Annotated in this window: 22 protein-coding genes and 1 pseudogene; 10 read left to right on the forward strand and 13 right to left on the reverse strand. The window is 60.4% G+C overall.

Annotated elements, in window-relative coordinates; translation table 11 throughout:
* Positions 1-11 precede the first annotated feature (11 nt).
* From miaB to lnt, 5 genes are all read left to right on the forward strand, one after another.
* Positions 12-1,340, forward strand: a complete 1,329-nt coding sequence (gene miaB / locus ABDX87_RS10625) for a tRNA (N6-isopentenyl adenosine(37)-C2)-methylthiotransferase MiaB (protein ID WP_346832828.1) — start codon at positions 12-14, stop codon at positions 1,338-1,340.
* Positions 1,341-1,629: 289 nt separating this feature from the next.
* On the forward strand, positions 1,630-2,634 hold the full coding sequence (locus ABDX87_RS10630) for a PhoH family protein (RefSeq protein ID WP_346832829.1): 1,005 nt from the start codon (positions 1,630-1,632) through the stop codon (positions 2,632-2,634).
* The gene (gene ybeY, locus ABDX87_RS10635; RefSeq protein ID WP_346832830.1) at positions 2,627-3,127 is read left to right on the forward strand and encodes an rRNA maturation RNase YbeY; all 501 of its coding nucleotides are present in this window, start codon (positions 2,627-2,629) and stop codon (positions 3,125-3,127) included. The genes ABDX87_RS10630 and ybeY overlap by 8 nt, the downstream gene beginning before the upstream one ends.
* 5 nt (positions 3,128-3,132) lie before the next feature.
* On the forward strand, positions 3,133-3,975 hold the full coding sequence (locus ABDX87_RS10640) for an HlyC/CorC family transporter (protein ID WP_074757034.1): 843 nt from the start codon (positions 3,133-3,135) through the stop codon (positions 3,973-3,975).
* Positions 3,976-4,002: 27 nt separating this feature from the next.
* Positions 4,003-5,523, forward strand: a complete 1,521-nt coding sequence (gene lnt, locus ABDX87_RS10645; RefSeq protein ID WP_346832831.1) for an apolipoprotein N-acyltransferase — start codon at positions 4,003-4,005, stop codon at positions 5,521-5,523.
* Positions 5,524-5,662: 139 nt separating this feature from the next.
* Here lnt and ABDX87_RS10650 read toward each other — a convergent pair whose 3' ends face one another.
* Together ABDX87_RS10650 and ABDX87_RS10655 are read right to left on the reverse strand one after the other, a co-directional pair.
* Complete coding sequence (locus tag ABDX87_RS10650) at positions 5,663-6,424, reverse strand: YdcF family protein (RefSeq protein ID WP_346832832.1); 762 nt, start codon at positions 6,422-6,424, stop codon at positions 5,663-5,665.
* A gap of 86 nt (positions 6,425-6,510) precedes the next feature.
* The gene (locus ABDX87_RS10655; RefSeq protein ID WP_346832833.1) at positions 6,511-6,894 is read right to left on the reverse strand and encodes a hypothetical protein; all 384 of its coding nucleotides are present in this window, start codon (positions 6,892-6,894) and stop codon (positions 6,511-6,513) included.
* A gap of 303 nt (positions 6,895-7,197) precedes the next feature.
* Between ABDX87_RS10655 and leuS the strand changes: the two genes are divergently transcribed.
* From leuS to ABDX87_RS10680, 5 genes are all read left to right on the forward strand, one after another.
* A complete protein-coding gene (leuS, locus tag ABDX87_RS10660) occupies positions 7,198-9,804 on the forward strand; it encodes a leucine--tRNA ligase (protein ID WP_346832834.1) in 2,607 nt (868 codons plus the stop codon).
* Positions 9,805-9,891: 87 nt separating this feature from the next.
* Positions 9,892-10,497 carry an LPS assembly lipoprotein LptE gene (lptE, locus tag ABDX87_RS10665; protein ID WP_346832835.1) on the forward strand — a complete coding sequence of 202 codons (606 nt, stop codon included), beginning with the start codon at positions 9,892-9,894 and terminating at the stop codon, positions 10,495-10,497.
* Positions 10,498-10,539: 42 nt separating this feature from the next.
* Positions 10,540-11,577: a DNA polymerase III subunit delta gene (holA, locus tag ABDX87_RS10670; RefSeq protein ID WP_346832836.1), complete on the forward strand. Its 1,038-nt coding sequence runs from the start codon at positions 10,540-10,542 to the stop codon at positions 11,575-11,577.
* A gap of 286 nt (positions 11,578-11,863) precedes the next feature.
* Entirely contained in the window at positions 11,864-12,022 is a 159-nt protein-coding gene (arfA, locus tag ABDX87_RS10675) for an alternative ribosome rescue factor ArfA (protein ID WP_346832837.1), read from the forward strand.
* Positions 12,023-12,109: 87 nt separating this feature from the next.
* Complete coding sequence (locus tag ABDX87_RS10680; RefSeq protein ID WP_346832838.1) at positions 12,110-13,444, forward strand: lytic murein transglycosylase; 1,335 nt, start codon at positions 12,110-12,112, stop codon at positions 13,442-13,444.
* A gap of 257 nt (positions 13,445-13,701) precedes the next feature.
* Here the strand turns inward: ABDX87_RS10680 and lipA are convergent, their stop codons facing one another.
* The 11 genes and pseudogenes from lipA to nadD all read right to left on the reverse strand — a co-directional run bounded on the left by lipA (position 13,702) and on the right by nadD (position 23,866).
* Positions 13,702-14,742 carry a lipoyl synthase gene (gene lipA, locus ABDX87_RS10685; RefSeq protein ID WP_346832839.1) on the reverse strand — a complete coding sequence of 347 codons (1,041 nt, stop codon included), beginning with the start codon at positions 14,740-14,742 and terminating at the stop codon, positions 13,702-13,704.
* 1 nt (position 14,743) lies between these two features.
* Positions 14,744-15,391 carry a lipoyl(octanoyl) transferase LipB gene (gene lipB, locus ABDX87_RS10690; RefSeq protein WP_346832840.1) on the reverse strand — a complete coding sequence of 216 codons (648 nt, stop codon included), beginning with the start codon at positions 15,389-15,391 and terminating at the stop codon, positions 14,744-14,746.
* Positions 15,391-15,666 carry a DUF493 domain-containing protein gene (locus ABDX87_RS10695; protein ID WP_074757012.1) on the reverse strand — a complete coding sequence of 92 codons (276 nt, stop codon included), beginning with the start codon at positions 15,664-15,666 and terminating at the stop codon, positions 15,391-15,393. The genes lipB and ABDX87_RS10695 overlap by 1 nt, the downstream gene beginning before the upstream one ends.
* 96 nt (positions 15,667-15,762) lie before the next feature.
* Positions 15,763-16,923 (reverse strand): D-alanyl-D-alanine carboxypeptidase family protein, encoded by a 1,161-nt coding sequence (locus ABDX87_RS10700; RefSeq protein WP_346832841.1) that lies wholly within the window; start codon positions 16,921-16,923, stop codon positions 15,763-15,765.
* A 196-nt stretch (positions 16,924-17,119) separates the two neighbouring features.
* Entirely contained in the window at positions 17,120-18,151 is a 1,032-nt protein-coding gene (locus tag ABDX87_RS10705; RefSeq protein ID WP_346832842.1) for a septal ring lytic transglycosylase RlpA family protein, read from the reverse strand.
* Positions 18,151-19,161, reverse strand: a complete 1,011-nt coding sequence (gene mltB, locus ABDX87_RS10710) for a lytic murein transglycosylase B (RefSeq protein WP_346832843.1) — start codon at positions 19,159-19,161, stop codon at positions 18,151-18,153. Before mltB ends, ABDX87_RS10705 begins: the two co-directional genes overlap by 1 nt.
* Positions 19,162-19,202: 41 nt before the next feature.
* The gene (gene rodA / locus ABDX87_RS10715) at positions 19,203-20,306 is read right to left on the reverse strand and encodes a rod shape-determining protein RodA (protein ID WP_062384967.1); all 1,104 of its coding nucleotides are present in this window, start codon (positions 20,304-20,306) and stop codon (positions 19,203-19,205) included.
* A gap of 31 nt (positions 20,307-20,337) precedes the next feature.
* Positions 20,338-22,239: a penicillin-binding protein 2 gene (gene mrdA, locus ABDX87_RS10720; protein ID WP_346832844.1), complete on the reverse strand. Its 1,902-nt coding sequence runs from the start codon at positions 22,237-22,239 to the stop codon at positions 20,338-20,340.
* Positions 22,240-22,270: 31 nt separating this feature from the next.
* On the reverse strand, positions 22,271-22,738 hold the full coding sequence (gene rlmH / locus ABDX87_RS10725; protein ID WP_062384870.1) for a 23S rRNA (pseudouridine(1915)-N(3))-methyltransferase RlmH: 468 nt from the start codon (positions 22,736-22,738) through the stop codon (positions 22,271-22,273).
* Between the two features lie 9 nt (positions 22,739-22,747).
* Positions 22,748-23,125, reverse strand: a pseudogene (rsfS, locus tag ABDX87_RS10730) (ribosome silencing factor); the annotation flags it as partial.
* Between the two features lie 114 nt (positions 23,126-23,239).
* Positions 23,240-23,866, reverse strand: a complete 627-nt coding sequence (gene nadD / locus ABDX87_RS10735) for a nicotinate-nucleotide adenylyltransferase (protein WP_431061249.1) — start codon at positions 23,864-23,866, stop codon at positions 23,240-23,242.
* Positions 23,867-23,937 lie beyond the last annotated feature (71 nt).

Consider the following 23,937-nt stretch of genomic DNA (forward strand, 5'->3'; position numbering starts at 1 on the left):
GATGAACCCGCATGGCCAAGAAGCTTTACATCGAAACCCACGGTTGCCAGATGAACGAGTACGACAGCTCGCGCATGGTCGACCTGCTGGGCGAACATCAAGCACTGGAAGTCACCGCTCGCGCGGAAGATGCCGACGTCATCCTGCTTAACACCTGCTCCATCCGTGAGCGGGCGCAGGACCGCGTCTACTCCCAGCTTGGCCGCTGGCGCGAACTGAAACTGGCCAATCCTGAGATGGTGATTGCCGTCGGTGGTTGCGTCGCCAGTCAGGAAGGCGCGGCGATTCGTGATCGCGCGCCTTACGTGGACGTGGTCTTTGGCCCGCAGACGCTGCACCGCCTGCCGGACATGATCGACGCCGCACGCGCCACCCGCCTGCCTCAGGTCGACGTGTCTTTCCCGGAAATCGAGAAGTTCGACCATTTGCCCGAGCCGCGCGTCGATGGCCCGAGTGCTTATGTGTCGGTCATGGAGGGTTGCAGCAAGTACTGCACGTTCTGCGTGGTGCCCTACACCCGCGGCGAAGAAGTCAGCCGCCCGTTCGATGACGTTATCACCGAGGTTTTCCATCTGGCGGAAAACGGCGTGCGCGAAGTGACGCTGCTTGGCCAGAACGTCAACGGTTATCGCGGCACGACCCATGACGGTCGCGTTGCGGACCTGGCTGAACTGATTCGCGTGGTGGCGGCCATCGACGGCATCGACCGTATCCGCTACACCACCTCGCACCCGCTGGAGTTCTCGGACAGCCTGATCCAGGCCCACGCCGAAGTCCCCGAACTGGTCAAACACCTGCACTTGCCGGTGCAGTCGGGCTCGGACCGTATTCTGGCGGCGATGAAACGCAACCACACGGTGCTTGAGTACAAATCTCGCCTGCGCAAACTGCGCGCGGCGGTGCCCGACATCTGCATCAGCTCGGACTTCATCGTCGGCTTCCCTGGCGAAACCGAGAAGGACCACCAGCAGACCATGAAGCTGGTCGAAGACGTCGGCATGGACTTCTCGTTTTCCTTTGTTTACAGCGCCCGACCAGGCACGCCTGCCGCGGACCTCGCCGATGACACCCCGGAAGAGGTGAAGAAAGAGCGACTGAAGCAACTGCAGGACCTGATCAACCGCCAGGGCTTCGAAATCAGCCGCAAGATGGCGGGGACCGTGCAGCGCATCCTGGTGACCGACTACTCGAAGAAAGACCCGGGCGAGCTGCAAGGCCGTACCGAGAACAACCGCATCGTCAACTTCCGCTGCGACAACCCGAAGCTGATCGGTCAGTTCGCCGACGTCTACATCGACAGCGCGCAACCGCATTCGCTGCGCGGGTCGTTGTTGCAGTAAGGCCGAAACGCTCGCATCTGGGAGGCGATACGCCAAAGACTTTGCGGACGACTGCATGACCTGTGGGAGCGAATTCATTCGCGAGGCGTACTATCAGGCGATAAATCCTTATCGACAGTACGGGCCTGTCGCGAATGAATTCGCGCCTACAGGGTCATGCATCCGGCTTGACGACAATGTGCGATTGCACCCGTGACCCAACCATTAGTAAGTGAGCCCTTTCGGACACCGTCCACAGGGGTTATCCTTCATTTCACCTTTATTGCCGTCGGGCGGCTAAAAAACCACTTTGAACGCACCTATCGAACCACATCGTTTCAGCCTCGAACCTATCGAGGCTCACCGCTTCGCCAATCTGTGCGGGCAATTCGACGAGCATTTGCGCTTGATCGAACAGCGCCTGGACATCGAGATCCGCAATCGCGGAGGCCAGTTCGAGATGATCGGTGAGCGAAAACAAACCACTTCGGCAGAAAACCTGCTGCGCAGGCTGTACCGGGAAACCAAAAGTACCGAGCTGTCGCCAGACATGGTGCATCTGTTCCTGCAGGAGTCCGGCGTTGAAGAGCTGGATAACCACCCTGCCGCCGAAGTCGGCGTAGCCCTGCGTACCAAGAAAGGCATGATTCGCCCTCGCGGCCTGAATCAGCAGCGGTACGTGAAGGAAATCCTCGCCAACGACATCAACTTCGGCATCGGGCCAGCCGGTACCGGCAAGACCTACCTTGCCGTGGCTGCCGCTGTCGACGCGCTGGAGCGAGAGCAGATTCGCCGCATCCTGCTGGTGCGTCCGGCGGTCGAAGCAGGCGAAAAGCTTGGCTTCCTGCCCGGCGACCTGGCGCAAAAGATCGACCCTTACCTGCGACCGCTCTACGACGCGCTGTACGAGATGCTGGGCTTCGAATACGTGGCCAAGCTGATCGAAAAGCAGGTCATCGAAGTCGCGCCGCTGGCCTACATGCGTGGCCGGACCCTTAATAACAGCTTCATCATTCTCGACGAGAGTCAGAACACCACTGTCGAGCAGATGAAGATGTTCCTGACCCGTATAGGCTTCGGCTCAACGGCCGTGATCACCGGTGACATCACCCAGATCGACCTGCCAAAAGGCACGAAATCCGGTCTGACCCACGTCATCGAAGTGCTCAAGGACGTGCCGGGCATCAGCTTCACCCACTTCAAGCCCAAAGACGTCGTGCGCCACCCGCTGGTGCAGCGCATTGTCGAGGCGTACGAGCGCTTCGAGGAGCGCAACGATCAGAACGGCTCACGGGACAACCGCCGCGATGCTTGAGCTGGATCTGCAGGTCGCCAGTCAAGCCAGCGCGCCGAGCGAAGCCCAATTCCGCCTCTGGTGTGAAATGGGCCTGCGCCAGCGTTCGGCGGATTCTGAGATGACCATCCGCCTCGTCGACGAAGCCGAAGGCCGGGAACTGAACCACACCTGGCGGCACAAAGACTACGCCACCAACGTGCTGTCGTTTCCCGCCGATGTACCCGATGAACTCCTGGATATCCCGTTACTGGGCGATCTGGTGATCTGCGCTCCCGTCGTGGCCCGCGAGGCTGCCGAACAGGGCAAGGCACTGGACGCGCACTGGGCCCATCTGGTGATTCACGGCTGCCTGCATTTGTTGGGCTACGATCACATCGACGATGACGAAGCCGAAGAGATGGAAGCACTGGAACGAGAGTTGCTTGCAGAGTTGGGCTATCCGGATCCCTACGCCGACGATGAATGCGTCGACACCCCCCATACAGAAACACCAGGCAAGGACCACGAGTAAGGGCTATGAGCGAAGACCGATCGAGCAACGGGCAAAAGTCATGGTTGGGCAAACTGACCCAGGCATTTGCCCATGAGCCGAAAAACCGCCAGGAGCTGCTTGAGCTGCTGCGCGAAGCCCATCAAAACAAGCTGCTGGACAGCGAAGCACTGGCCATCGTCGAAGGCGCCATTCAGGTCGCAGACCTGCAGGTCCGCGACATCATGGTGCCGCGCTCCCAGATGATCAGCATCAAGGCCAGCCAAAGCCCTCGTGAATTCCTGCCGGCGGTAATCGATTCCGCGCACTCGCGCTACCCGGTGATTGGCGAAAGCCACGACGATGTGCTTGGTGTCCTGCTCGCCAAAGACCTGCTGCCCTTGATCCTGAAAGACAACGGTGGCGCTGGCGACGTCAAGAACCTGCTGCGTCCGGCGACGTTCGTACCGGAATCCAAACGTCTGAACGTCCTGCTGCGTGAGTTCCGCGCCAACCACAACCACATGGCCATCGTCATCGACGAATACGGCGGCGTGGCGGGTCTGGTGACGATCGAAGACGTGCTGGAGCAGATTGTCGGCGACATCGAGGACGAACACGACGTCGAGGAAGACAGCTACATCAAGCCGCTGCCAAGCGGCGACTTTCTGGTCAAGGCGCTGACGCCGATCGAAAGCTTCAACGAGTTCTTCGACAGCGAGTTCTCCGACGACGAATTCGACACCGTCGGCGGTCTGGTGATGAATGCGTTCGGGCACCTGCCCAAGCGTAATGAAATCACCGAAATCGGCGCGTATCGTTTCCGCATCCTGAATGCCGACAGCCGTCGAATTCACCTGCTGCGCCTGAGCCCGATCTCCCGCTCGTAAGGTCTTATCCCTTAATAAGGAATGTAAATGCGCTGGATCACCCGCCCCGGCTGGCCCGGTAACCTGCTGGCCATGGCGGCCGGCGCGCTGATCACCCTGGCGTTGGCGCCTTTCGATATCTGGCCACTGGCAATCGTTGCGCTGGTGGTTTTTTACCTCGGGTTGCGTGACCTCAAACCACGGCAGGCCCTGTGGCGTGGCTGGTCTTACGGTTTCGGTCTGTTCGGCGGCGGCACCAGCTGGATCTACGTCAGCATCCACACCTACGGCGAAGCACCGGTCTGGCTCGCCGTCTTCCTCATGGTGTTGTTCTGCGCTTCTGTCGCCTTCTTCTTTGCCCTGCCCGCGTGGCTGTGGGCGCGCTGGATCCGCCGCAACGAAGCGCCGCTGGCTGATGCGCTGGCGTTTGCTGCGCTGTGGTTTGGTCAGGAGATGTTTCGCGGCTGGTTTCTGACCGGCTTCCCGTGGCTCTACTCCGGATACAGCCAGCTTGATGGGCCGCTGAAGGGCCTCGCACCGCTCGGCGGCATGTGGCTGATCTCCTTCAGCCTGGCGCTGACCGCAGCGCTGCTGTGCAACCTGCACCGCTTGCGCGCACGCAAAAGCTTTCTGGCGACCGCCATCGTTTTACTGCTGACACCCTGGGTGATCGGCATGGCACTCAAGCAGCACGCCTGGACCGAACCGTCAGGTGAGCCGCTGAAGGTCGCGGCGATGCAGGGCAACGTCGAGCAAAGCATGAAGTGGGACCCGGCAGCGTTGAATGCCCAGCTCGCGCTCTATCGGGACATGACGTTTACCGCCCAAAAGGCCGATCTGATCATCTGGCCCGAAACGGCCGTGCCCGTTCTCAAGGAGTCGGTCGAGGGCTACCTGTCGGTGATGGGTAAATTCGCGGCCGAACGCAATTCAGCCTTGATCACCGGCGTTCCTCTGCGTCAGAAAGGCGGGCGTGGCGAATATCGCTACTACAACGCTATTACCGTTGTCGGGGAAGGCGATGGCACCTACCTGAAACAGAAGCTGGTCCCCTTCGGCGAATACGTGCCCTTGCAGGACCTGCTGCGCGGGCTGATCACCTTCTTCAACCTGCCGATGTCGGACTTCGCTCGCGGACCGGCTGACCAGCCACTGCTCCAGGCCAAGGGTTATCAGATCGCGCCGTTCATTTGCTATGAAGTGGTGTACCCGGAGTTCGCGGCCAGCCTGTCGGCACAAAGCGACTTGTTACTGACGGTGAGCAACGACACCTGGTTCGGCACGTCCATCGGACCTTTGCAGCACCTTCAGATGGCGCAGATGCGAGCACTGGAAGCCGGCCGCTGGATGATCCGCGCGACCAACAACGGCGTCAGTGCGCTGATCGACCCTTTCGGCAAGATCACCACCACCGTGCCGCAGTTCGAGCGAGCCGTGATGTACGGCGAAGTCACCCCCATGCACAACCTGACGCCTTACCTGCACTGGCGTTCGTGGCCACTGATCATTGTGTCGGTGCTATTGATTGGCTGGGCGCTGGTGGCGAGCCGGATTGCCAAGACGGTTTAACAGGCTCGCAGCGACGAAAATCATCTGTGGGAGCGACTTCATTCGCGATGCGTTTGTACATCCAATCAAAATCTGTCGGATGTAACGCCCCTTCGCGAATGAATTCACTCCCACAATTGAATCCGACTCGTCAGCCCGATCATCGGTAAAACAACCGATACCCGATCGATCCCGCCGCTTCGTTCAACAGCTGACCGCTCTGCCAGACCGCCTTTGACTCAGGCATCCAGCCGCCAAACGGCCGCGCGTTGTCCACGCTCAAAAACCCGACCGGCGCCGGCACCACGCTAAATCCGGCCTTTTCGAAACTCCACACCGAACGCGGCATGTGCCAGGCCTGGGTCACCACCACCACGCGCTTGATCCCCTGCGGCAGCAGAATCGCGGCGGTCATGTTGGCGTTTTCCCAGGTCGTGCGGCTCTCGCCTTCCTGCCAGCGCACATTCACGCCGAAGTCATCGCGCAACGAATCGGCCATGATCGCCGCCTCACTGGGCGGCTCACCATAATGCAGGCCGCCCGTTGTCAGAATCGGCAGACCGGACGCCTTCGAAAGTCTTGCCGCAAAGCGCATTCGCTCCAGCGCCACGCCAGTGGGAATATCGCTGCCCCACGTCGGATCCTTTCGCTCCCGCCCGGACCCCAGCACCACAATGGCGTCCGCGCGCTGAGCCAGCGTGGTCCATTGATCCTGTGGCAACGGCGGGATGCTTTCGATGCCGCGGGCCGACCACTGCACCACGAGGGGGAGGCTCATGGACAACATGCCGACAAACCCGATCACAAACAGCGCGCGCGCCATGCGCGGTCGCGAACGGCGCAACCACCAGGCCAATAATAAGAACAGCAGGAAGATGCCGGGCGGCAACAACAGGTTTTTGATGAAGTAACGAAAAGGCATCGGGCATCTCCATAAGATGCCCGAAGCCTAAAAGGATTGACGCTAAGCAACAATGCTTAATCAGACGGGGTTAACACCCGTGAAGGTTAACGCTTGAAATGTTTGCTGGAACTGTAACGACTCAACTTCGCCGACACTTTGGCGCGACGCTGATCCTTCAGCCAGATGACATTGGCTAAAGGGTGCGGGGCGCGGACCGGCTCCGAAGGCTCCCGTGAAGTGCTGGAACTCCCCTTCCTGGTATTCAGTGAATCCTCTTTTACCCCGACTTCCTTCGTTTCCGGACAAGCATCCAGATACGCCTCGATCAACTGGAATTCGGCTTGGCTCAATCCACGCAACTCCAGTTCAACGGGGTATTCATTGCGAAGCCGGACTGATGTTTTCGCCATGTCCAGGGCAAGCCCCAGACGATCAATCAAACGGTCATACAGATCAGGTTTCTTTACTTGGTGCCGCAGCTCTGCCATCCGTTCACCTCACTGAAGATAAACACATACCCTCGTGATTGAGCTTAGCGGCACTGCAAAAACAGGCGCGATGCCGCGACCAACGGCGGCTCCCGGGACTTATGCGGTTATGAACAGCACAATCTTGGTTTCCCTCGATCCTTCGGCCTCATGTATGCTACGGCGCTTTCCTGTAATTCCACTTCGGCTCACTCGGACCCGAATGCACCGCACCGCCGAAGGCTCAGCCAGGCAAGCGAATGTGTCCGTCCCGGGAACGCAGCGAAGCGGTCAAGGGTCACCAATCTCTAGTCAAAAGTAGCCATGCACGAACTCTATCAGCCCCGCGAAATCGAAGCCGCCGCTCAGTCGTTCTGGGACGAGCAAAAGTCCTTTGAAGTCAGTGAACAGCCAGGCAAGGAAACGTACTACTGCCTGTCGATGTTCCCTTACCCAAGCGGCAAGCTGCACATGGGTCACGTGCGCAACTACACCATCGGCGACGTTATTTCCCGCTACCAGCGCATGCTCGGCAAGAACGTCCTGCAACCCATGGGTTGGGACGCCTTCGGGATGCCGGCTGAAAACGCCGCGATGAAGAACAACGTAGCGCCTGCAAAATGGACCTACGAAAACATCGCCTACATGAAAACCCAGCTGCGCAGCCTGGGTCTGGCAGTTGACTGGTCTCGCGAAGTCACCACCTGCAAGCCGGATTACTACCGCTGGGAACAATGGCTGTTCACTCGCCTGTTCGAAAAGGGCGTGATTTACCGCAAGAACGGCACCGTGAACTGGGACCCGGTCGACCAGACCGTTCTGGCGAACGAGCAAGTGATCGACGGGCGCGGCTGGCGTTCGGGCGCGGTCATCGAAAAACGCGAAATCCCGATGTACTACTTCAAGATCACGGCCTACGCCGATGAACTGCTGGAGAGTCTCGACGAGCTGACCGGCTGGCCTGAGCAGGTCAAGACCATGCAGCGCAACTGGATCGGCAAGTCGCGCGGCATGGAAGTGCAGTTCCCGTACGATCAGGCTTCCATCGGAGAAGCCGGTGCGCTGAAAGTCTTCACGACCCGCCCTGACACTTTGATGGGCGCCACTTACGTAGCCGTCGCTGCCGAGCACCCACTCGCGACTCTGGCCGCGCAGAACGACCCAGAGCTTCAAGCGTTCATTCACGAATGCAAAAGCGGCAGCGTCGCCGAAGCCGACGTCGCCACCCAGGAAAAGAAAGGCCTGCCGACCTCGCTGTTCGTCGAGCACCCGCTGACAGGCGAAAAATTGCCGGTGTGGGTCGCCAACTATGTACTGATGCACTACGGCGATGGCGCTGTAATGGCAGTCCCGGCCCACGACGAGCGTGATTTCGAATTCGCCACCAAATACGACCTGCCGATCAAACCGGTGGTCCGTACCAGCGCGGGCGACACGTCCCCTGCTCCGTGGCAGGACGCTTACGGCGAGCACGGTCAACTGATCAACTCCGGCGAGTTCGACGGCCTGGATTTCGCGGGCGCCTTCGATGCCATCGAAGCCGCTCTGCTCAAGAAAGAGCTCGGCAAGTCGCGCACCCAGTTCCGCCTGCGTGACTGGGGTATCAGCCGCCAGCGTTACTGGGGCTGCCCGATCCCGATCATTCATTGCGATGCCTGCGGCGACGTACCGGTGCCGGAAGACCAACTGCCTGTCGTCCTGCCGGAAGACGTGGTGCCGGACGGTGCAGGTTCGCCATTGGCGCGCATGCCTGAGTTCTATGAGTGCAAATGCCCGAAATGCGGGCAGGCTGCCAAGCGTGAAACCGACACCATGGACACGTTCGTCGAGTCGTCGTGGTACTACGCACGCTATGCTTCGCCGCACTTCGAAGGTGGCCTGGTCGAGAAATCCGCAGCCGACCACTGGCTGCCAGTCGACCAGTACATCGGCGGTATCGAACACGCCATCCTGCACCTGCTCTATGCGCGCTTCTTCCACAAGCTGATGCGTGACGAAGGCCTGGTGAGCTCCAACGAGCCGTTCAAGAACCTGCTGACCCAAGGCATGGTGATCGCCGAAACCTACTACCGTCGCGAAGCCAACGGTGCCTACACCTGGTTCAACCCGGCGGATGTCGAACTCGAGCGTGACAGCAAGGCCAAGGTCATCAGTGCCAAACTGATTGCAGACGGCCTGCCGGTCGAGATCGGCGGCACTGAGAAGATGGCCAAGTCGAAGAACAACGGCGTCGATCCACAGTCGATGATCGACCAGTTCGGCGCAGACACCTGCCGCCTGTTCATGATGTTCGCGTCGCCACCTGACATGAGCGCGGAATGGTCCGACTCGGGTGTCGAAGGTTCGCACCGCTTCCTCAAGCGCGTCTGGCGCCTGGCGCAAGCGCACGTTTCTCAGGGCTTGCCGGGCAAACTCGACGTCGCCAACCTGAATGAAGAGCAGAAAGCCGTTCGCCGTTCGATTCACCTGGCCATCAAGCAGGCCAGCCATGACGTCGGGCAGAACCACAAATTCAACACCGCCATCGCTCAAGTCATGACGCTGATGAACGTGCTGGAAAAAGCCGCGCAAGCCACCGAACAGGATCGCGCGCTGCTTCACGAAGGCCTGGAAACCGTAACCTTGCTGTTGGCACCGATCACACCGCACATCAGCCATGAGCTGTGGACCCGATTGGGTCACGCCGACGCGGTGATCGATGCAGCCTGGCCCGTGCAGGATGACAGCGCCTTGGTACAGGACAGCCTGACGCTGGTGATTCAGGTCAACGGCAAGCTGCGTGGCCAGATCGACATGCCGGCCAGCGCCAGCCGGGAAGAGGTCGAAGCCGCAGCACGGACCAACGAGAACGTCCTGCGCTTCATCGACGGCCTGACGATCCGCAAAGTGATCGTGGTGCCCGGCAAACTGGTGAATATCGTCGCCAGCTGATTGGATCGGGCGCCTGGTAAGCCGGGCGCCCAACATACTTCCAGGACCCGCACTTCGGGTTCAAACGGATTCAAGGGGAGCAACAAGATGATCAAACGCAATCTGCTGGTAATGGGCCTCGCTGTCTTGCTGAGCGCCTGCGGTTTCCAGCTGCGTGGCACCGGCACCAACGCCTTGTCGATCAAGGAACTGGACGTGAGCGCGCGTGATGCCTATGGCGAAGTCGTGACTCAACTGCGTCAGACGCTGACCAACAGCGGCGTACACGTTTACACCGGCGCGCAATACAAGCTGTTCCTGGCCCGTGAAGACGAAACCCAGCGCACTGCGAGCTATGTTGGGTCGGGGCGCTCGGCTGAATACGAGCTGACCACCGTCCTGAAATACGAAATCCAGGGCAGCAAGGGCGTTCCGCTGCTGAACGATAACGTTCAATCGACCAAAATCTTCGTTCACGACGGCAACAACCTGATCGGTTCCGACCAGGAAGCCGATCAAATCCGCAAAGAGGTGCGCAGCGACCTGGTGCAGAAGATGCTTGCCCGCCTGCAACAGTTGACACCTGAGCGTCTGGACGAACTTCAAGCCAAGGCCGATGCTGCTGCCCGCGCGCAAGCCGATGCAGAAGCAGCTGCTCAACGGGTTCGCGATGAGACGCCACAGCAGTCTCCCGTCGAAATCCCGACCAAGTAATGGCACTGGGGCCGGTTCGCCGGCCCCAACCTTTTCTGACTCATGAAACTCGCTCCCGCCCAGCTCTCCAAACACCTCCAGGGTACGTTGTCGCCTGTTTACATCGTCAGTGGCGATGATCCGCTGCAATGCCAGGAGGCCTGCGACGCCATCCGTGCTGCCGCCAGGCAACAGGGCTTCGATGAACGCCAGGTCTTCAGCGCCGACTCAAGCTTCGACTGGGGCACATTGCTTCAGGCGGGCGCAAGCATGTCGCTGTTCGCCGAGCGCCGCCTGCTGGAACTGCGTCTGCCGTCTGGCAAACCCGGCGACAAAGGTGCCGCGGCACTTCTGGAATACTGCAACCGCCCTGCCGAAGACACGCTGCTGCTGATCAGCCTGCCCAAGCTCGACGGTTCCGCCCAGAAAACCAAATGGGGCAAGGCGCTGGTTGAAGGCGCACAAACCCAGTTCGTGCAGATCTGGCCGGTGGATGCGAGCCAGTTGCCACAATGGATTCGCCAACGGCTTTCCCAGGCAGGTCTGGCCGCCAGTCCCGACGCCGTCGAACTGATCGCCGCGCGCGTTGAAGGCAACCTGCTGGCAGCGGCGCAGGAAATCGAAAAGCTCAAACTGATGGCCGAACAGGGTCAGATCACCGTCGAGACCGTGCAGGCTGCCGTGGCGGACAGCGCGCGCTTCGACGTGTTCGGGCTGACCGATGCCATTCTCAATGGTGAAGCCGCCCATGCACTGCGGATGCTGGAAGGTCTGCGCGGCGAAGGCGTTGAGCCTCCGGTGATTCTCTGGGCGCTGTCCCGCGAATTGCGCGTGCTCGCCAACCTGGCCTTGCAATACAGCCAGGGCGTGCCACTGGACAAGGCGTTCAGCCAGGCGCGACCGCCCATCTGGGACAAACGCAAGCCACTGATGAGCAAAGCGCTGCAACGGCATTCCGCGCGTCGCTGGGCTCAATTGCTGATGGACGCGCAACACATCGACGCGCAGATCAAGGGTCAGGCCCAGGGCTCAGTGTGGAACAGCTTGAGCCGGTTGTCCCTGCAGATGGCCGGACAGCGGTTGGCGTTGCCGTCAGAATAATTCACACGGCCCCGCTGGCGTTGCCGCCGGAATGATGCACACCGCCCCCCCTGTAGGAGCGTGGCTTGTCCCGCGATCGGCGACGCAGTCGTCGTAAATTCGAAAGACGCGGTGTGTCAGCCAAGCTGCATTTGCCTGATTTTGCGGCGGGTTCCCCGCCGATCGCGGGACAAGCCACGCTCCTACAGATAGCACGTCTAACCCATAGCGCAGATCAATTAGACCTCTGCGTTGACATGCCCGATGATCACCCCCGCTTCACCCACCCCTCAGAGAGAGACCTGCCATGAGCAAGCCAAAAAAACGGCCGAACAAGGCCAAATCCATCATCGCCCAGCCACTGTTCCGAAGCCGTCAGGAACGACCTGCCAAGGGCAAAGGCAGCTACCGCCGCGAAGCCTTCCAGTCGAACAACTGGGAGGCTTCTTCCGTTATGGCGGCCTGAAACATTTCAGGTTACTGACCGGCGCCCCGCCAACCGGGCCAGCATGTTAAGGTCTGCACCTTACGGTTTATACCTGTGGACCCCAGAATGCCCTTTAGCTTTCCCCGTCGTTGGCCTGTTCGCCAACTGATCGCCGCCTCCAGTCTCTCTGTACTGGTCGCCTGCGCGGAGCAACCCACCGCTGCCGTCGCCACGCCGCTTCAAGCCGCTCCTCTTAATGTCGCCAAAGCTTCGCCCTCTGCGCCTTCTACGGTGGCCCAGCCCGACGACGCCAACTTTGAAATCCAGCCTGCGATGAGCTTCAGCGAGTGGCAGAGCATGTTCCGCGCCCAAGCGCTGAATGCAGGCATTCGTCCTGACGTGTTCGACCGCGCCTTCGCCGGTGTCACTCCGGACATGAGCGTGGTCAAGGCCGATCGCAGCCAACCCGAATTCACCCGTCCGGTCTGGGAATACCTCGACAGCGCGATGTCTGCCGTGCGCGTGCGCAAAGGCCAGGCATTACTGGTGCAATACGCAGACGCACTGACGGCGATCGAACAACGCTACGGCGTGGATCGCCAGGCACTGATCGCGGTCTGGGGCATGGAAAGCAGCTTCGGGCAGTTCCAGGGCACGCAATCGGTGATCCGCTCACTGGCGACCCTGGCCTACGAAGGCCGCCGTCCGCAATTCGCTCAGGATCAGTTGATCGCCGCCCTGCAAATCATCCAGCACGGCGACATCGATGCACCGAGCATGCTGGGCTCGTGGGCCGGCGCGATGGGACAGACGCAGTTCATTCCCACGACCTACAACACCCACGCCGTGGATTTCGATGGTGACGGTCGCCGCGACATCTGGAACTCGCCACTCGATGCGCTGGCGTCCACCGCGCACTATTTGCAAAGCTCGGGCTGGCAGAAAGGCCAACCGTGGGGCTTTGAAGTGCAACTGGCTCCGGGCTTCGATTACGCCCTGGCCGACGCCTCGACGCGCAAGACCATCGCCGAGTGGCAGCAGTTGGGCCTGAAGCTGCCCAACGGTTCGTCGCTACCGGCCAATCTGCTACAGCAGCAAGCCGCCTTGTTGTTGCCAGCGGGCTACAAAGGCCCCGCGTTTCTGGTCATGGATAACTTCCGGGCGATCCTCAAGTACAACAACTCTTCGTCCTATGCATTGGGCATCGGGCTGTTGTCGGAACGCTTCACCGGCGGTGGCTACGTGCTGGGCCAATGGCCGCGCGGCGATCGCCCTCTGAGTCGCTCTGAGCGCATCGAACTGCAAACCCTGCTCTCGGCCCGCCAGTACGATGCCGGCGCCCCAGACGGGATTATCGGGGCCAACACACGCAAGGCCATCCGCAGTGCCCAGCAATCCTTTGGCTGGCCGGCTGACGGCTATCCGACTCAGGAACTGTTGGACAACCTGCGCAAACCGTAATCGAACAGCTTCTGTCCGGAGGGCGTGGGAGCCTGGCTTGCCAGCGATCTGGCGCGAAGCGGCAGCAAAAGCGGAAAACGCGTTCCGTCAGCGTTACCCGATTTGCAGGTTTCATGGCTGCTTCGCAACCAATCGTCGGTAAGCCGGCCTCCCACGCCCTCCGGGCAGAATCAAAGGCGAGACCCACTAAATCCCCGAAAAAAAAGGGGCCGGATATCGCTATCCGGCCCCTTTTTACACGTCAGTCGCGAAGGCGATCAGCCCGCCGTCAGCAACGACTTGGTCAGCTTCGCCTGCTCGTCGGCGTGGTACGAAGAACGCACCAGAGGACCCGACGCGACGTTCTTGAAGCCCATCTTGTAACCTTCTTTGGCGAACCAGGCGAAGGTGTCCGGGTGCACGAAGCGCTGAACCGGCAAGTGGCTGCGCGAAGGCTGCAGGTACTGGCCCAGCGTCAGCATGTCGATGTTGTGCTCGCGCATGCGCTGCATCACTTCGATCACTTCTTCGTCGGTCTCGCCCAGGCCCAGCATCAAGCCGGATTTGGTCGGCACGTGAGGGACCATTTCCTTGAAGCGTTGCAGCAGGGTCAGCGACCACTGATAGTCCGAACCCGGACGCGCGGCCTTATACAGGCGTGGCACGGTTTCCAGGTTGTGGTTGAACACGTCAGGCGGCGTTGCGGCTGTGATTTCCAGCGCAATGTCCATACGGCCACGGTAGTCCGGCACCAGCGTTTCCAGTTGCACGTTCGGCGACAGAGCGCGGATTTCACGGATGCAGTCGGCAAAGTGCTGAGCGCCACCGTCACGCAGGTCGTCTCGGTCAACCGAGGTGATCACCACGTATTTGAGTTTCAGGTCGGCAATGGCAACCGCCAGGTTCTTCGGCTCGTCGATGTCCAGTGCTTTCGGGCGGCCATGGCCGACGTCGCAGAACGGGCAACGACGGGTGCAGATGTCACCCATGATCATGAAGGTTGCGGTGCCGCCGGAGAAGCACTCGCCCAGGTTCGGGCAGGAAGCCTCTTCGCACACGCTGTGCAGCTTGTGCTTGCGCAGCAGCGCCTTGATACGGTCGACCTCAGGCGATACCGGAATACGGACGCGAATCCAGTCCGGCTTTTTCGGCAATTCCACCGTAGGGATGATCTTTACCGGGATGCGCGCCACTTTTTCCGCGCCACGCAACTTCACACCCGCTTCAACTTTCGGACGCGCAGCACGCTCAGGCGTCACCACGTTCGCTGTCGGGATCAGGGTTTGCACGGCATCTGCCGTCTCATGCGCAGTAGTCATATCAGTCGATTCCGCCCGTTAGGGTCGTCTGCTCAGCGTAGTCGAGGTGTTTGACGAGCTGCGCACGCAGCCGGGCACTAACCTCGGCAAATTCAATCGGGCCTGCCTGTTCACGCAGCTGGGTCATCGCCAGCCCCGCATACCCGCAGGGATTAATCCGTTTAAACGGGTCCAGATCCATGTCGACATTCAGCGCCAGTCCATGAAATGAACAGCCATTACGGATACGAAGGCCCAGGGACGCAATTTTCGCCCCGTCGACATAGACCCCCGGTGCTTCGGGTTTGGCTGCTGCCGTTACGCCGTAACTGGCCAGCAGGTCGATCAGACTGTGCTCGATCCGGGTGACCAGTTCGCGCACGCCATAACCCAGGCGACGGACATCCAGCATCAGATAGGCCACCAGTTGACCGGGGCCATGATAAGTCACTTGGCCACCGCGATCGACCTGTACCACCGGAATATCACCCGGAAGTAGTAGATGTTCGGGTTTTCCGGACTGTCCCTGAGTAAAAACCGGCGGGTGCTGTACCAGCCACACTTCATCGGGCGTGTCGCGGTCGCGTCCGTCCGTGAAGCGTTGCATGGCCTGCCAGGCGGGCTCGTAGGCGACCGTTCCCAGATCGCGAAAGCCCAGACAACCGCCCATCACAGCACCATGTGCACTTTGCCCGTGGCGCGCAGCTCGCTGTTGATGTCGTAAAGCTGATCCTGGCCCGTGGCAACGATGTGCAGCTGCAACGTGGTGTATTTACCGTTGCTGCTCTGGCGCTCGGCCTCCTTCTCATCGAGAAGCGTTGCGTGCTTCTTGACGATGGCGATGACCTCGTCTCTGAAGCCCACGCCAGTGTCGCCGATGATCTTGATCGGGTAGTCAGCGCAAGGGAATTCGATTTTCGGTGCTTTTACTTCGGAATCTGTCATGGCAGTGACGGCCTCGTAAGCCGGAAAACGGACAGTCCCCCACCGCGATGGCGGCAGGGGCGTAGGGAGCAACGGTCAGTCAGTGATCAATCGCGATCAGTTGAACAGACTGTAGAAGAACATGCGAATGCTGTCCCACAGGCGGCGGAAGATACCACCTTCTTCGACAGCGTCCATGGCGATGAGATTAGCGGTGCGAACGACCTTGTCGTCCAGCTTCACTTCAACCTGACCGATCACGTCACCCTTGGCGATTGGAGCTACCAGTTTCGGGTTGATGGTCATGCTGGCGGTCAGCTTCTTCATCTCGCCCTTAGGCATGGTCATGGACAGGTCATCCGCCAGACCGGCCTTGACCTGACGCTCGGTGCCTTTCCAGACGGCGGCCTGAGCCAGCTCGGTGCCTTTCTGGTAGAAGGTCTGGGTTTCGAAGAAACGGAAACCGTAGGTCAGCAGCTTCTGGGTTTCAGCAGCACGAGCCTGTTCGCTGTTGGTGCCGAACACCACGGCGATCAGACGCATGCCGTCACGAACGGCCGAGGACACCATGCAGTAGCCGGCTTCTTCGGTGTGACCGGTTTTCAGACCGTCGACGGTCTTGTCACGCCACAGCAGCAGGTTACGGTTTGGCTGCTTGATGCCGTTCCAGAAGAACTCTTTCTGCGAGTAGATCGCGTAGTGAGCCGGGTCTTCGTGGATGATCGCGCGGGCCAGCAGCGCCATGTCGTGGGCGGTGGCGTAGTGGTCAGGGTTCGGCAGACCGGTAGGGTTCATGAAGTGGCTGTTGACCATCCCCAGATCGCCTGCCGTTTTGTTCATCATGTCGGCGAACGCGTCTTCGCTGCCGGCGATGTGCTCGGACAGCGCAACGCTGGCGTCGTTACCCGACTGGATGATGATGCCGTGCAGCAGGTCGCTGACGGTCACCTGGCTGCCCACCTTGATGAACATCCGCGAACCGCCGGTACGCCAGGCGTTTTCGCTGACGGTGACCGGGTCGTTCTCACCGATCTGGCCACGGCGGATTTCCAGCGTAGCGATGTAAGCGGTCATCAGCTTTGTCAGACTGGCGGGCGGCAGACGCTGGTCACCGTTGTTTTCGACCAGAACGTTGCCACTGTTGGCATCCATCAACACGTAAGCCTTGGCAGCCAGTTGAGGTGCCGACGGTGTCATCTGTTCTGCTGCGAACGCGACAGGTGCGGTGAATAGCGGAATTAACAGGCAAAGGCGTTTTGCAAAGGTGGTGATGTTCATCCGTCTCTCGAAAATGCTAATGGGCAAACATGCCCTCGCGGGCAAAGCGGTGGTGCCGGGCTACCCCGGCAAACGGGCTCACATTCTACAGATGAACCCGTGAAATGCTGCTGACAACGCTTGCTCTGGCGGCAAGTCGCTTGCCAGGCAGCTTCGATTCGTCCCCGTTGCCGAGGCGCGAATCACTGATCTGACGTTACTGATCCGATGTAACCACGCTTGGCGAGCCCAGATTGGCCGACCTTACGCTGTTTTGCAGTTGCTGGGCTTCACCCGGCGTGTCGACCGGTCCCATCCGCACGCGATAGAGCGTCTGTTGATTGCGCGCTATCGAACTCACGAACACCGGGGCCCGAACCATCCCGCTCAGTTTCGACCTCAGGAGTTCCGCAGCGTCCGGGTTGGCGAAGGCTCCCACTTGGAGAAACAGCCCAGACGCTTGTCCGGAAGCGTTTTTTTTTGCGTCGATCGGAACAGGCGATACCGGCGCGGCGTGTTGGGCCGGTGGCGGCGTCCACTGCTCGATGGTGCCCGCCGATGCGGTGATCACCGGCGCTGCAACCGGCGCCTGCCGTGGCGCAGGATTGCTCGCCACTTGCGGCTGATCGAGCATCAACGGCGCAGGTTTGCCACGCTGTGCCCAATACTGCGCGGGATCGATGCCCTCGACCTTCACCCGAGCGGTGCCGATTTCGGCATAACCCAGCTTTTTCGCCGCCGCGTAAGACAGGTCGATGATGCGATCCGAATAGAACGGCCCGCGATCGTTGACCCGCAGGATCACCGAGCGGTTGTTGTCCAGGTTGGTGACGCGTACGTAACTGGGAAGCGGCAGCGTCTTGTGCGCCGCGCTCATCCCATACAGGTCATACACTTCGCCGTTGGCGGTGTTTTGACCGTGGAATTTGGTGCCGTACCAGGACGCAGTGCCGGTCGCGGTGTAATTGCTGGAGTCGCTGAGCGGGAAATAGGTCTTGCCCAGTACGGTGTACGGGTTGGCCTTGTATGGACCGGTGTGCAGGGTCGGCACGGCATCGGGAATGCGCGAAACGTCGACGTCCCACCACGGCGCACCGTCTTTGTGGGCGCGGTTGATGTCCAGCCCCGGCTGCGAGCGGATAACGTTGCCCTGCTGGGTCGGTCGACTGGTGGAGCAACTGACGACCAGCAATGCCAGCGCCGCGAAGGCCATCAACTTCAATGGTTGTTGCATCGGCAATGACCGCATTACTTGACGCCCCGAGCTTGAACAAGCATTTCAGACAGCTGATGCACGGCCATGGCGTACATCACGCTGCGGTTGTAACGCGTGATTGCGTAAAAATTCTTCAAACCCATCCAGTATTCAGGGCCGTTGTCGCCTTCGAGGCGAAACGCCGTGACCGGCATATCATCGCGCAGCGCATCATGACTCGCCCACCCCAAGGCTCGCAACTCCCCGACGGTCTTCACCGGTTCGATTCCCGGGCTTAAACCCTCATCGACCCGATCACCGCGCACGCTGGCCTGGCTGACCACAGGTTCACCCGCGACCCAGCCATGGCGTTTGAAATAGCTGGCGACGCTGCCAATTGCATCATCCGGATCGTTCCAGATATTGATGTGGCCATCGCCGTCGAAATCCACCGCGTACGCGCGGAAACTGCTGGGCATGAACTGCGGCAGACCCATGGCGCCCGCATAGGAACCTTTGAGGGTCAGCGGGTCCACCTGTTCCTCACGGGACAGCAGCAAAAACTCGCGCAGCTCCTTGCGGAAAAACTCGGCACGAGGAGGATAGTCGAAACTCAGCGTCGATAAAGCGTCGATTACCCGGTAATTTCCGGTATTGCGACCAAAAAAGGTTTCCACTCCGATGATCGCGACAATCACCTGAGCGGGCACGCCGTACTCTTGTTCAGCACGCGCCAACGCCGCTTCATGCTGCCGCCAGAAGTCCACGCCCCGCGCAATACGCGCGTCGGTCAGGAACATCGGACGGTAATCCTTCCACGCCTTGACCCGCTCGGCGGGCCGCGAAATCGCGTCGAGAATTGACTGTTTGCGCTCGACATTGCGAAACACTTCGATCAATTGCTCGCCGGCAAATCCGTAATCCCGGGTCATGTCACTGACGAACTGAGCGACCTGAGGCGAACCCTCATAGTCACCCGCAAGCGACTCCTGCACTGAACCGAGGATGCCCATCAGACCGACCAGCGGCACATATCGAGCAGCCCAGCCACGCACTACTTGCATTGAGTTCCTGACCTTAAAACCTGAGCGGTTATCCACTTTAATCAAACCTGAGCGATCCACTTGCGATGGGTATGGATCGACATCAAAACCCCAAACGCTGACAGCAGTGTCACCAGCGAAGTTCCGCCGTAACTAATGAAGGGCAATGGCACGCCCACCACCGGCAGCAAGCCGCTGACCATACCGATGTTGACGAAAACATACACAAAAAACGTCATGGTCAGGCTGCCCGCGAGCAGCTTGCCGTAGAGCGTCTGCGCCTGAGCCGTGATGACCAGACCGCGACCGATCAACAGCAGGTAGATCAGCAACAGGGCACAAATACCCACCAGACCGAATTCCTCGCCCAACACCGCAATGATGAAGTCGGTGTGGCTTTCCGGAAGGAAATCCAGGTGAGACTGGGTGCCCAGCAACCAGCCCTTGCCGAAAACCCCGCCCGAGCCAATCGCGGCCTTGGACTGAATGATGTTCCAGCCGGTGCCCAGCGGATCGCTCTCAGGGTCAAGGAAGGTCAGGATGCGTTGCTTCTGATAGTCGTGCATGAAGAAGAACCACATCGCCACCGCGACGGGCACAGCCGCCGCGATCACGCCAATGATCCAGCGCCAGCGCAGGCCCGCCATGAACAATACGAAGGTCCCGGACGCCAGAATCAGCAGCGATGTGCCGAGGTCCGGCTGGCGCACGATCAGGATGAACGGCAATCCGATCAAGCCGAGACTGACGGCCACGTGCTTCAGATGCGGCGGCAATGTGCGCTTGGACAGGTACCAGGCGATGGTCGCCGGCATGATGATCTTCATGAATTCCGACGGCTGGAAACGGATCACGCCGGGAATGTTGATCCAGCGCGTCGCGCCCATGGCGTTGTGGCCCATGACGTCCACCGCGACCAGCAACAACACGCCGAAGACGTAGGCGATCGGCACCCAGCGTGCCATGAAGCGCGGCTCCAGCTGCGCGATCACGAACATCGACACCAGGCCGATGCCGAACGAGGTGGCTTGCTTGATCAGCAGGTCCCAGCTCTTTCCGCTGGCGGAATACAGGACGAACAGGCTGCCGGCCGCCAGTGTCAGCAACAGGATCAGCAACGGGCCGTCGACGTGGATTTTCTGCAGGAAGGTGGCGCGACGGCGCATCACATCTTCGCTGGAGAGGATGCGGTCGAAATTACTCTTCACGGGCCGCGGTCTCCGGAGGCAGTGTATTGCTGGCGTATTCGGGTTTCAGATGACCCTGAGGGTCCAGAAGCCAGGCATCCATGACCTGACGCACGACAGGTGCAGCGGCGCCGGAGCCCGATTCACCGTTTTCAATCATGACCGCGACCACGATTTTCGGGTTGTCGGCTGGCGCAAAGCCCACGAACAACGCGTGGTCACGGTGGCGTTCCTGCACTTTGGAGCGGTCGTATTTTTCACCCTGGCGAATCGCGACGACCTGCGCCGTACCGCTCTTGCCCGCGATGCGGTATTGCGCGCCGATGGCGGCCTTGCGCGCGGTACCACGGGCACCGTGCATCACCTGCTGCATCCCGTGGTTGACCTTGCCCCAGTCGGACGGGTCGCGCAGGACAATATCGGGCATCGGGTTCTCATCTACCGGCTTCTGACCTTCGATGGTCCTGGCCAGATGCGGACGATTCCATTTGCCCTTGTTCGCCACCAGCGCCGTGGCCTGTGCCAGTTGCAGCGGCGTGGCCTGCATGTAGCCCTGACCGATACCGAGGATCAATGTTTCGCCCGGGAACCAGGCCTGACGCCGCGTGACGCGCTTCCAGTCGCGGGACGGCATCAGACCGGGCGACTCTTCGAACATGTCCAGCGAGACCTTTTGCCCGATACCGAACTTGTTCAGGTACGCCGACAGCCTGTCGATGCCGACCTTGTGCGCCAGGTCATAGAAGTAGGTGTCGTTGGAACGCATGATTGCGGTGTCCAGATCGACCCAGCCGTCGCCGGTGCGATTCCAGTTACGGTATTTGTGATCGTAGTTGGGCAGCATGTAGTAGCCGGGGTCAAACACCCGGGTACTGGCGGTCACGACGCCCGAGTCGAGACCCGCGATGGCCACGGCGGGCTTGATGGTCGAACCCGGCGGGTACAGGCCCCGCAGAATACGGTTGAACAGCGGCCGATCCACCGAATCTCGCAGTTCCGAGTAAGCCTTGAAGCTGATGCCTGTGACGAACAGATTAGGATCGAAGCTTGGCTGACTGACCATCGCCAGCACTTCGCCAGTGTTCGGGTCCAGCGCTACCACGGCGCCACGACGTCCGGCCAGGGCGGCTTCGGCGGCTTCCTGCAACTGGATATCGAGGCTCAGGACAATGTCCTTGCCCGGCACCGGATCGGTCCGTTTCAGGACCCGCAGCACCCGACCACGCGCATTGGTCTCGACTTCTTCGTAGCCCACCTGACCGTGCAGCTCGGGCTCGTAGAATCGCTCGATCCCGGTCTTGCCCATGTGATGGGTGCCGCTGTAATTCACGGGATCGAGACTCTTCAGTTCTTTCTCGTTGATGCGCCCCATGTACCCCACCGAGTGCGCGAAATGCGCGCCCTGCGGGTAGTGTCGAATCAACTGCGCGACCACCTCGACGCCCGGCAGGCGGAACTGGTTGACCGCAATCCGGGCGATCTGCTCCTCGGTCAGCTCGAACAGGATCGGCACCGGCTCAAACGGACGGCGCCCCTGCTTCATGCGTTTTTCGAAGATGATCCGGTCGTCCGGCGTCAGTTCCAGCACTTCAATGATCGTGTCGAGGACCTTGGCCCACTCGCCCCCCGCGCGCTCGCGGGTCATGCTCAGGTTGAAGCTGGGCCTGTTGTCGGCGATCACCACGCCATTGCGGTCAAAGATCAGCCCGCGGCTAGGCGGAATCGGCTGCACATGAACCCGGTTGTTTTCCGACAGGGTCGAGTGATAGTCGTACTGGATGACCTGCAGGAAATACAGGCGCGCCACCAACACGCAGATCAGCACGATCACGATGCCAGCGCCGACCACGACACGGTTACGCACCAGGCGTGCGTCCTTTTCGTGGTCTTTCAGGCGAATCGGCTGAGACATTTAGGGCGTGTTCACAGTGAAGGCAGCAGCGCTACTTGTGATAAGGGTGACCGGACAATACTGTCCAGGCACGATAAATCTGCTCACCGATGAGGATGCGCACCAGCGGGTGCGGCAACGTCAGCGGCGACAACGACCAACGCTGCTCGGCACGGGCACAGACTTCCGGCGCCAGCCCTTCCGGGCCACCGACCATCAGGTTGACCGTGCGCGAATCCAGCCGCCAGCGGTCGAGCTCGACCGACAGCTGCTCGGTGCTCCACGGTTTGCCGTGCACTTCGAGGGTCACGATCCGCTCGCCCGGCTGCACCTTTGCCAGCATGGCCTCACCTTCCTGACGGATCAGGCGTGCCACGTCGGCGTTTTTGCCACGGGTGTTGAGCGGAATCTCTACCAGTTCCAGCGCCAGTTCGGATGGCAGACGCTTGGCATATTCATGCCAGCCTTCTTCCACCCACTTGGGCATGCGTGAACCGACAGCAATCAGACGCAGACGCACGATGAGCCCTTATTGTTGCTCTTTGTTGAGCTTGGTGAAGTGCTCATGCGCGACGTCCGGGCTGTGGTGTGCAGCACTGGCCGAACGGCTCTGCTCGGCACCGGCCCACAAACGCTCCAGGTCGTAGAACTGGCGGGCGGAGGCGGTCATCATGTGCACGATGGCGATGTCCAGGTCCAGCAGCACCCAGTCGCTGTCGCCCTTGCCTTCTTCGCCCAACGGCTTGAGGCCGTTCTTCTTGACCTCTTCGCGAACCTTGTCGAGCATCGCGTTGATCTGGCGATTGGACGTACCGGTCGCGATGATCATGTAGTCGGTGATGCTCTGCTTGTCGCGCACGTCCAGCACCTGAATGTCCTGCGCCTTCACGTCTTCCAGGGCATCGGTGATCACTTTGATCATCGGGTTTTCAATCACTGCATCTTTGTTCGTCATATAAAACTCATTCAGCTCGTATGTTTGGGTGTTTCTTCGCGCTCTTGGCAGCGTCGAAACACACCTTCAGTTCGACGCACGGTACAGCCCGTGCATATCGATATAGGCCAGTACCGCGTCTGGCACCAGAAAACGTACCGACTTCCCGCTGGCCAGCAGTTGGCGGATCTGGGTGGCAGACACCGAAAGCGGCGTCTGCCAGACGAATGTAATCTGTCCGCCGGGGCCCTTGAGGGCCTTCGGATCGCTGACCGCGCGCGCCGCCAGCAGGTTACGCATGGCGTCCGGCGACTCGCTGTCGGCGTCCGGGCGTTGCAGCACCACGATATGGCAGTGCTCCAGCAACTCTTCCCATCGATGCCAGGAAGGCAGCCCGCAAAAGGCATCCCATCCCAGCAACAAAAACAGCTGGTCATCGACGGCCAGTTCAGCGCGCATCGATTCCAGCGTGTCGATGGTGTACGACGGCTTGTCCCGCAACAATTCGCGGTCATCCACCGTCAAGGGCGACACGCCCTGGACCGCGCACTGAACCATCGCCAGACGGTCCTGTGCCGAAACACTGGGCGTATCGCGATGAGGCGGTCTGGCGCTGGGCGTCAGACGCAACTCATCGAGTTCAAGCAGCGCGGCGACTTCCAGCGCGCCGCGCAAATGGCCGATGTGCACAGGGTCGAACGTCCCACCCAGCATGCCGATACGCTTCGGCTTGCGTGCAGTGGAAGGTGCCTCCCCGGCAGGCTCGATCACAGCTTTCGCATGGT

Origin of the sequence: Pseudomonas abietaniphila (genome assembly GCF_039697315.1) — a bacterium.
GTDB classification, from domain to species: domain Bacteria; phylum Pseudomonadota; class Gammaproteobacteria; order Pseudomonadales; family Pseudomonadaceae; genus Aquipseudomonas; species Aquipseudomonas abietaniphila_B.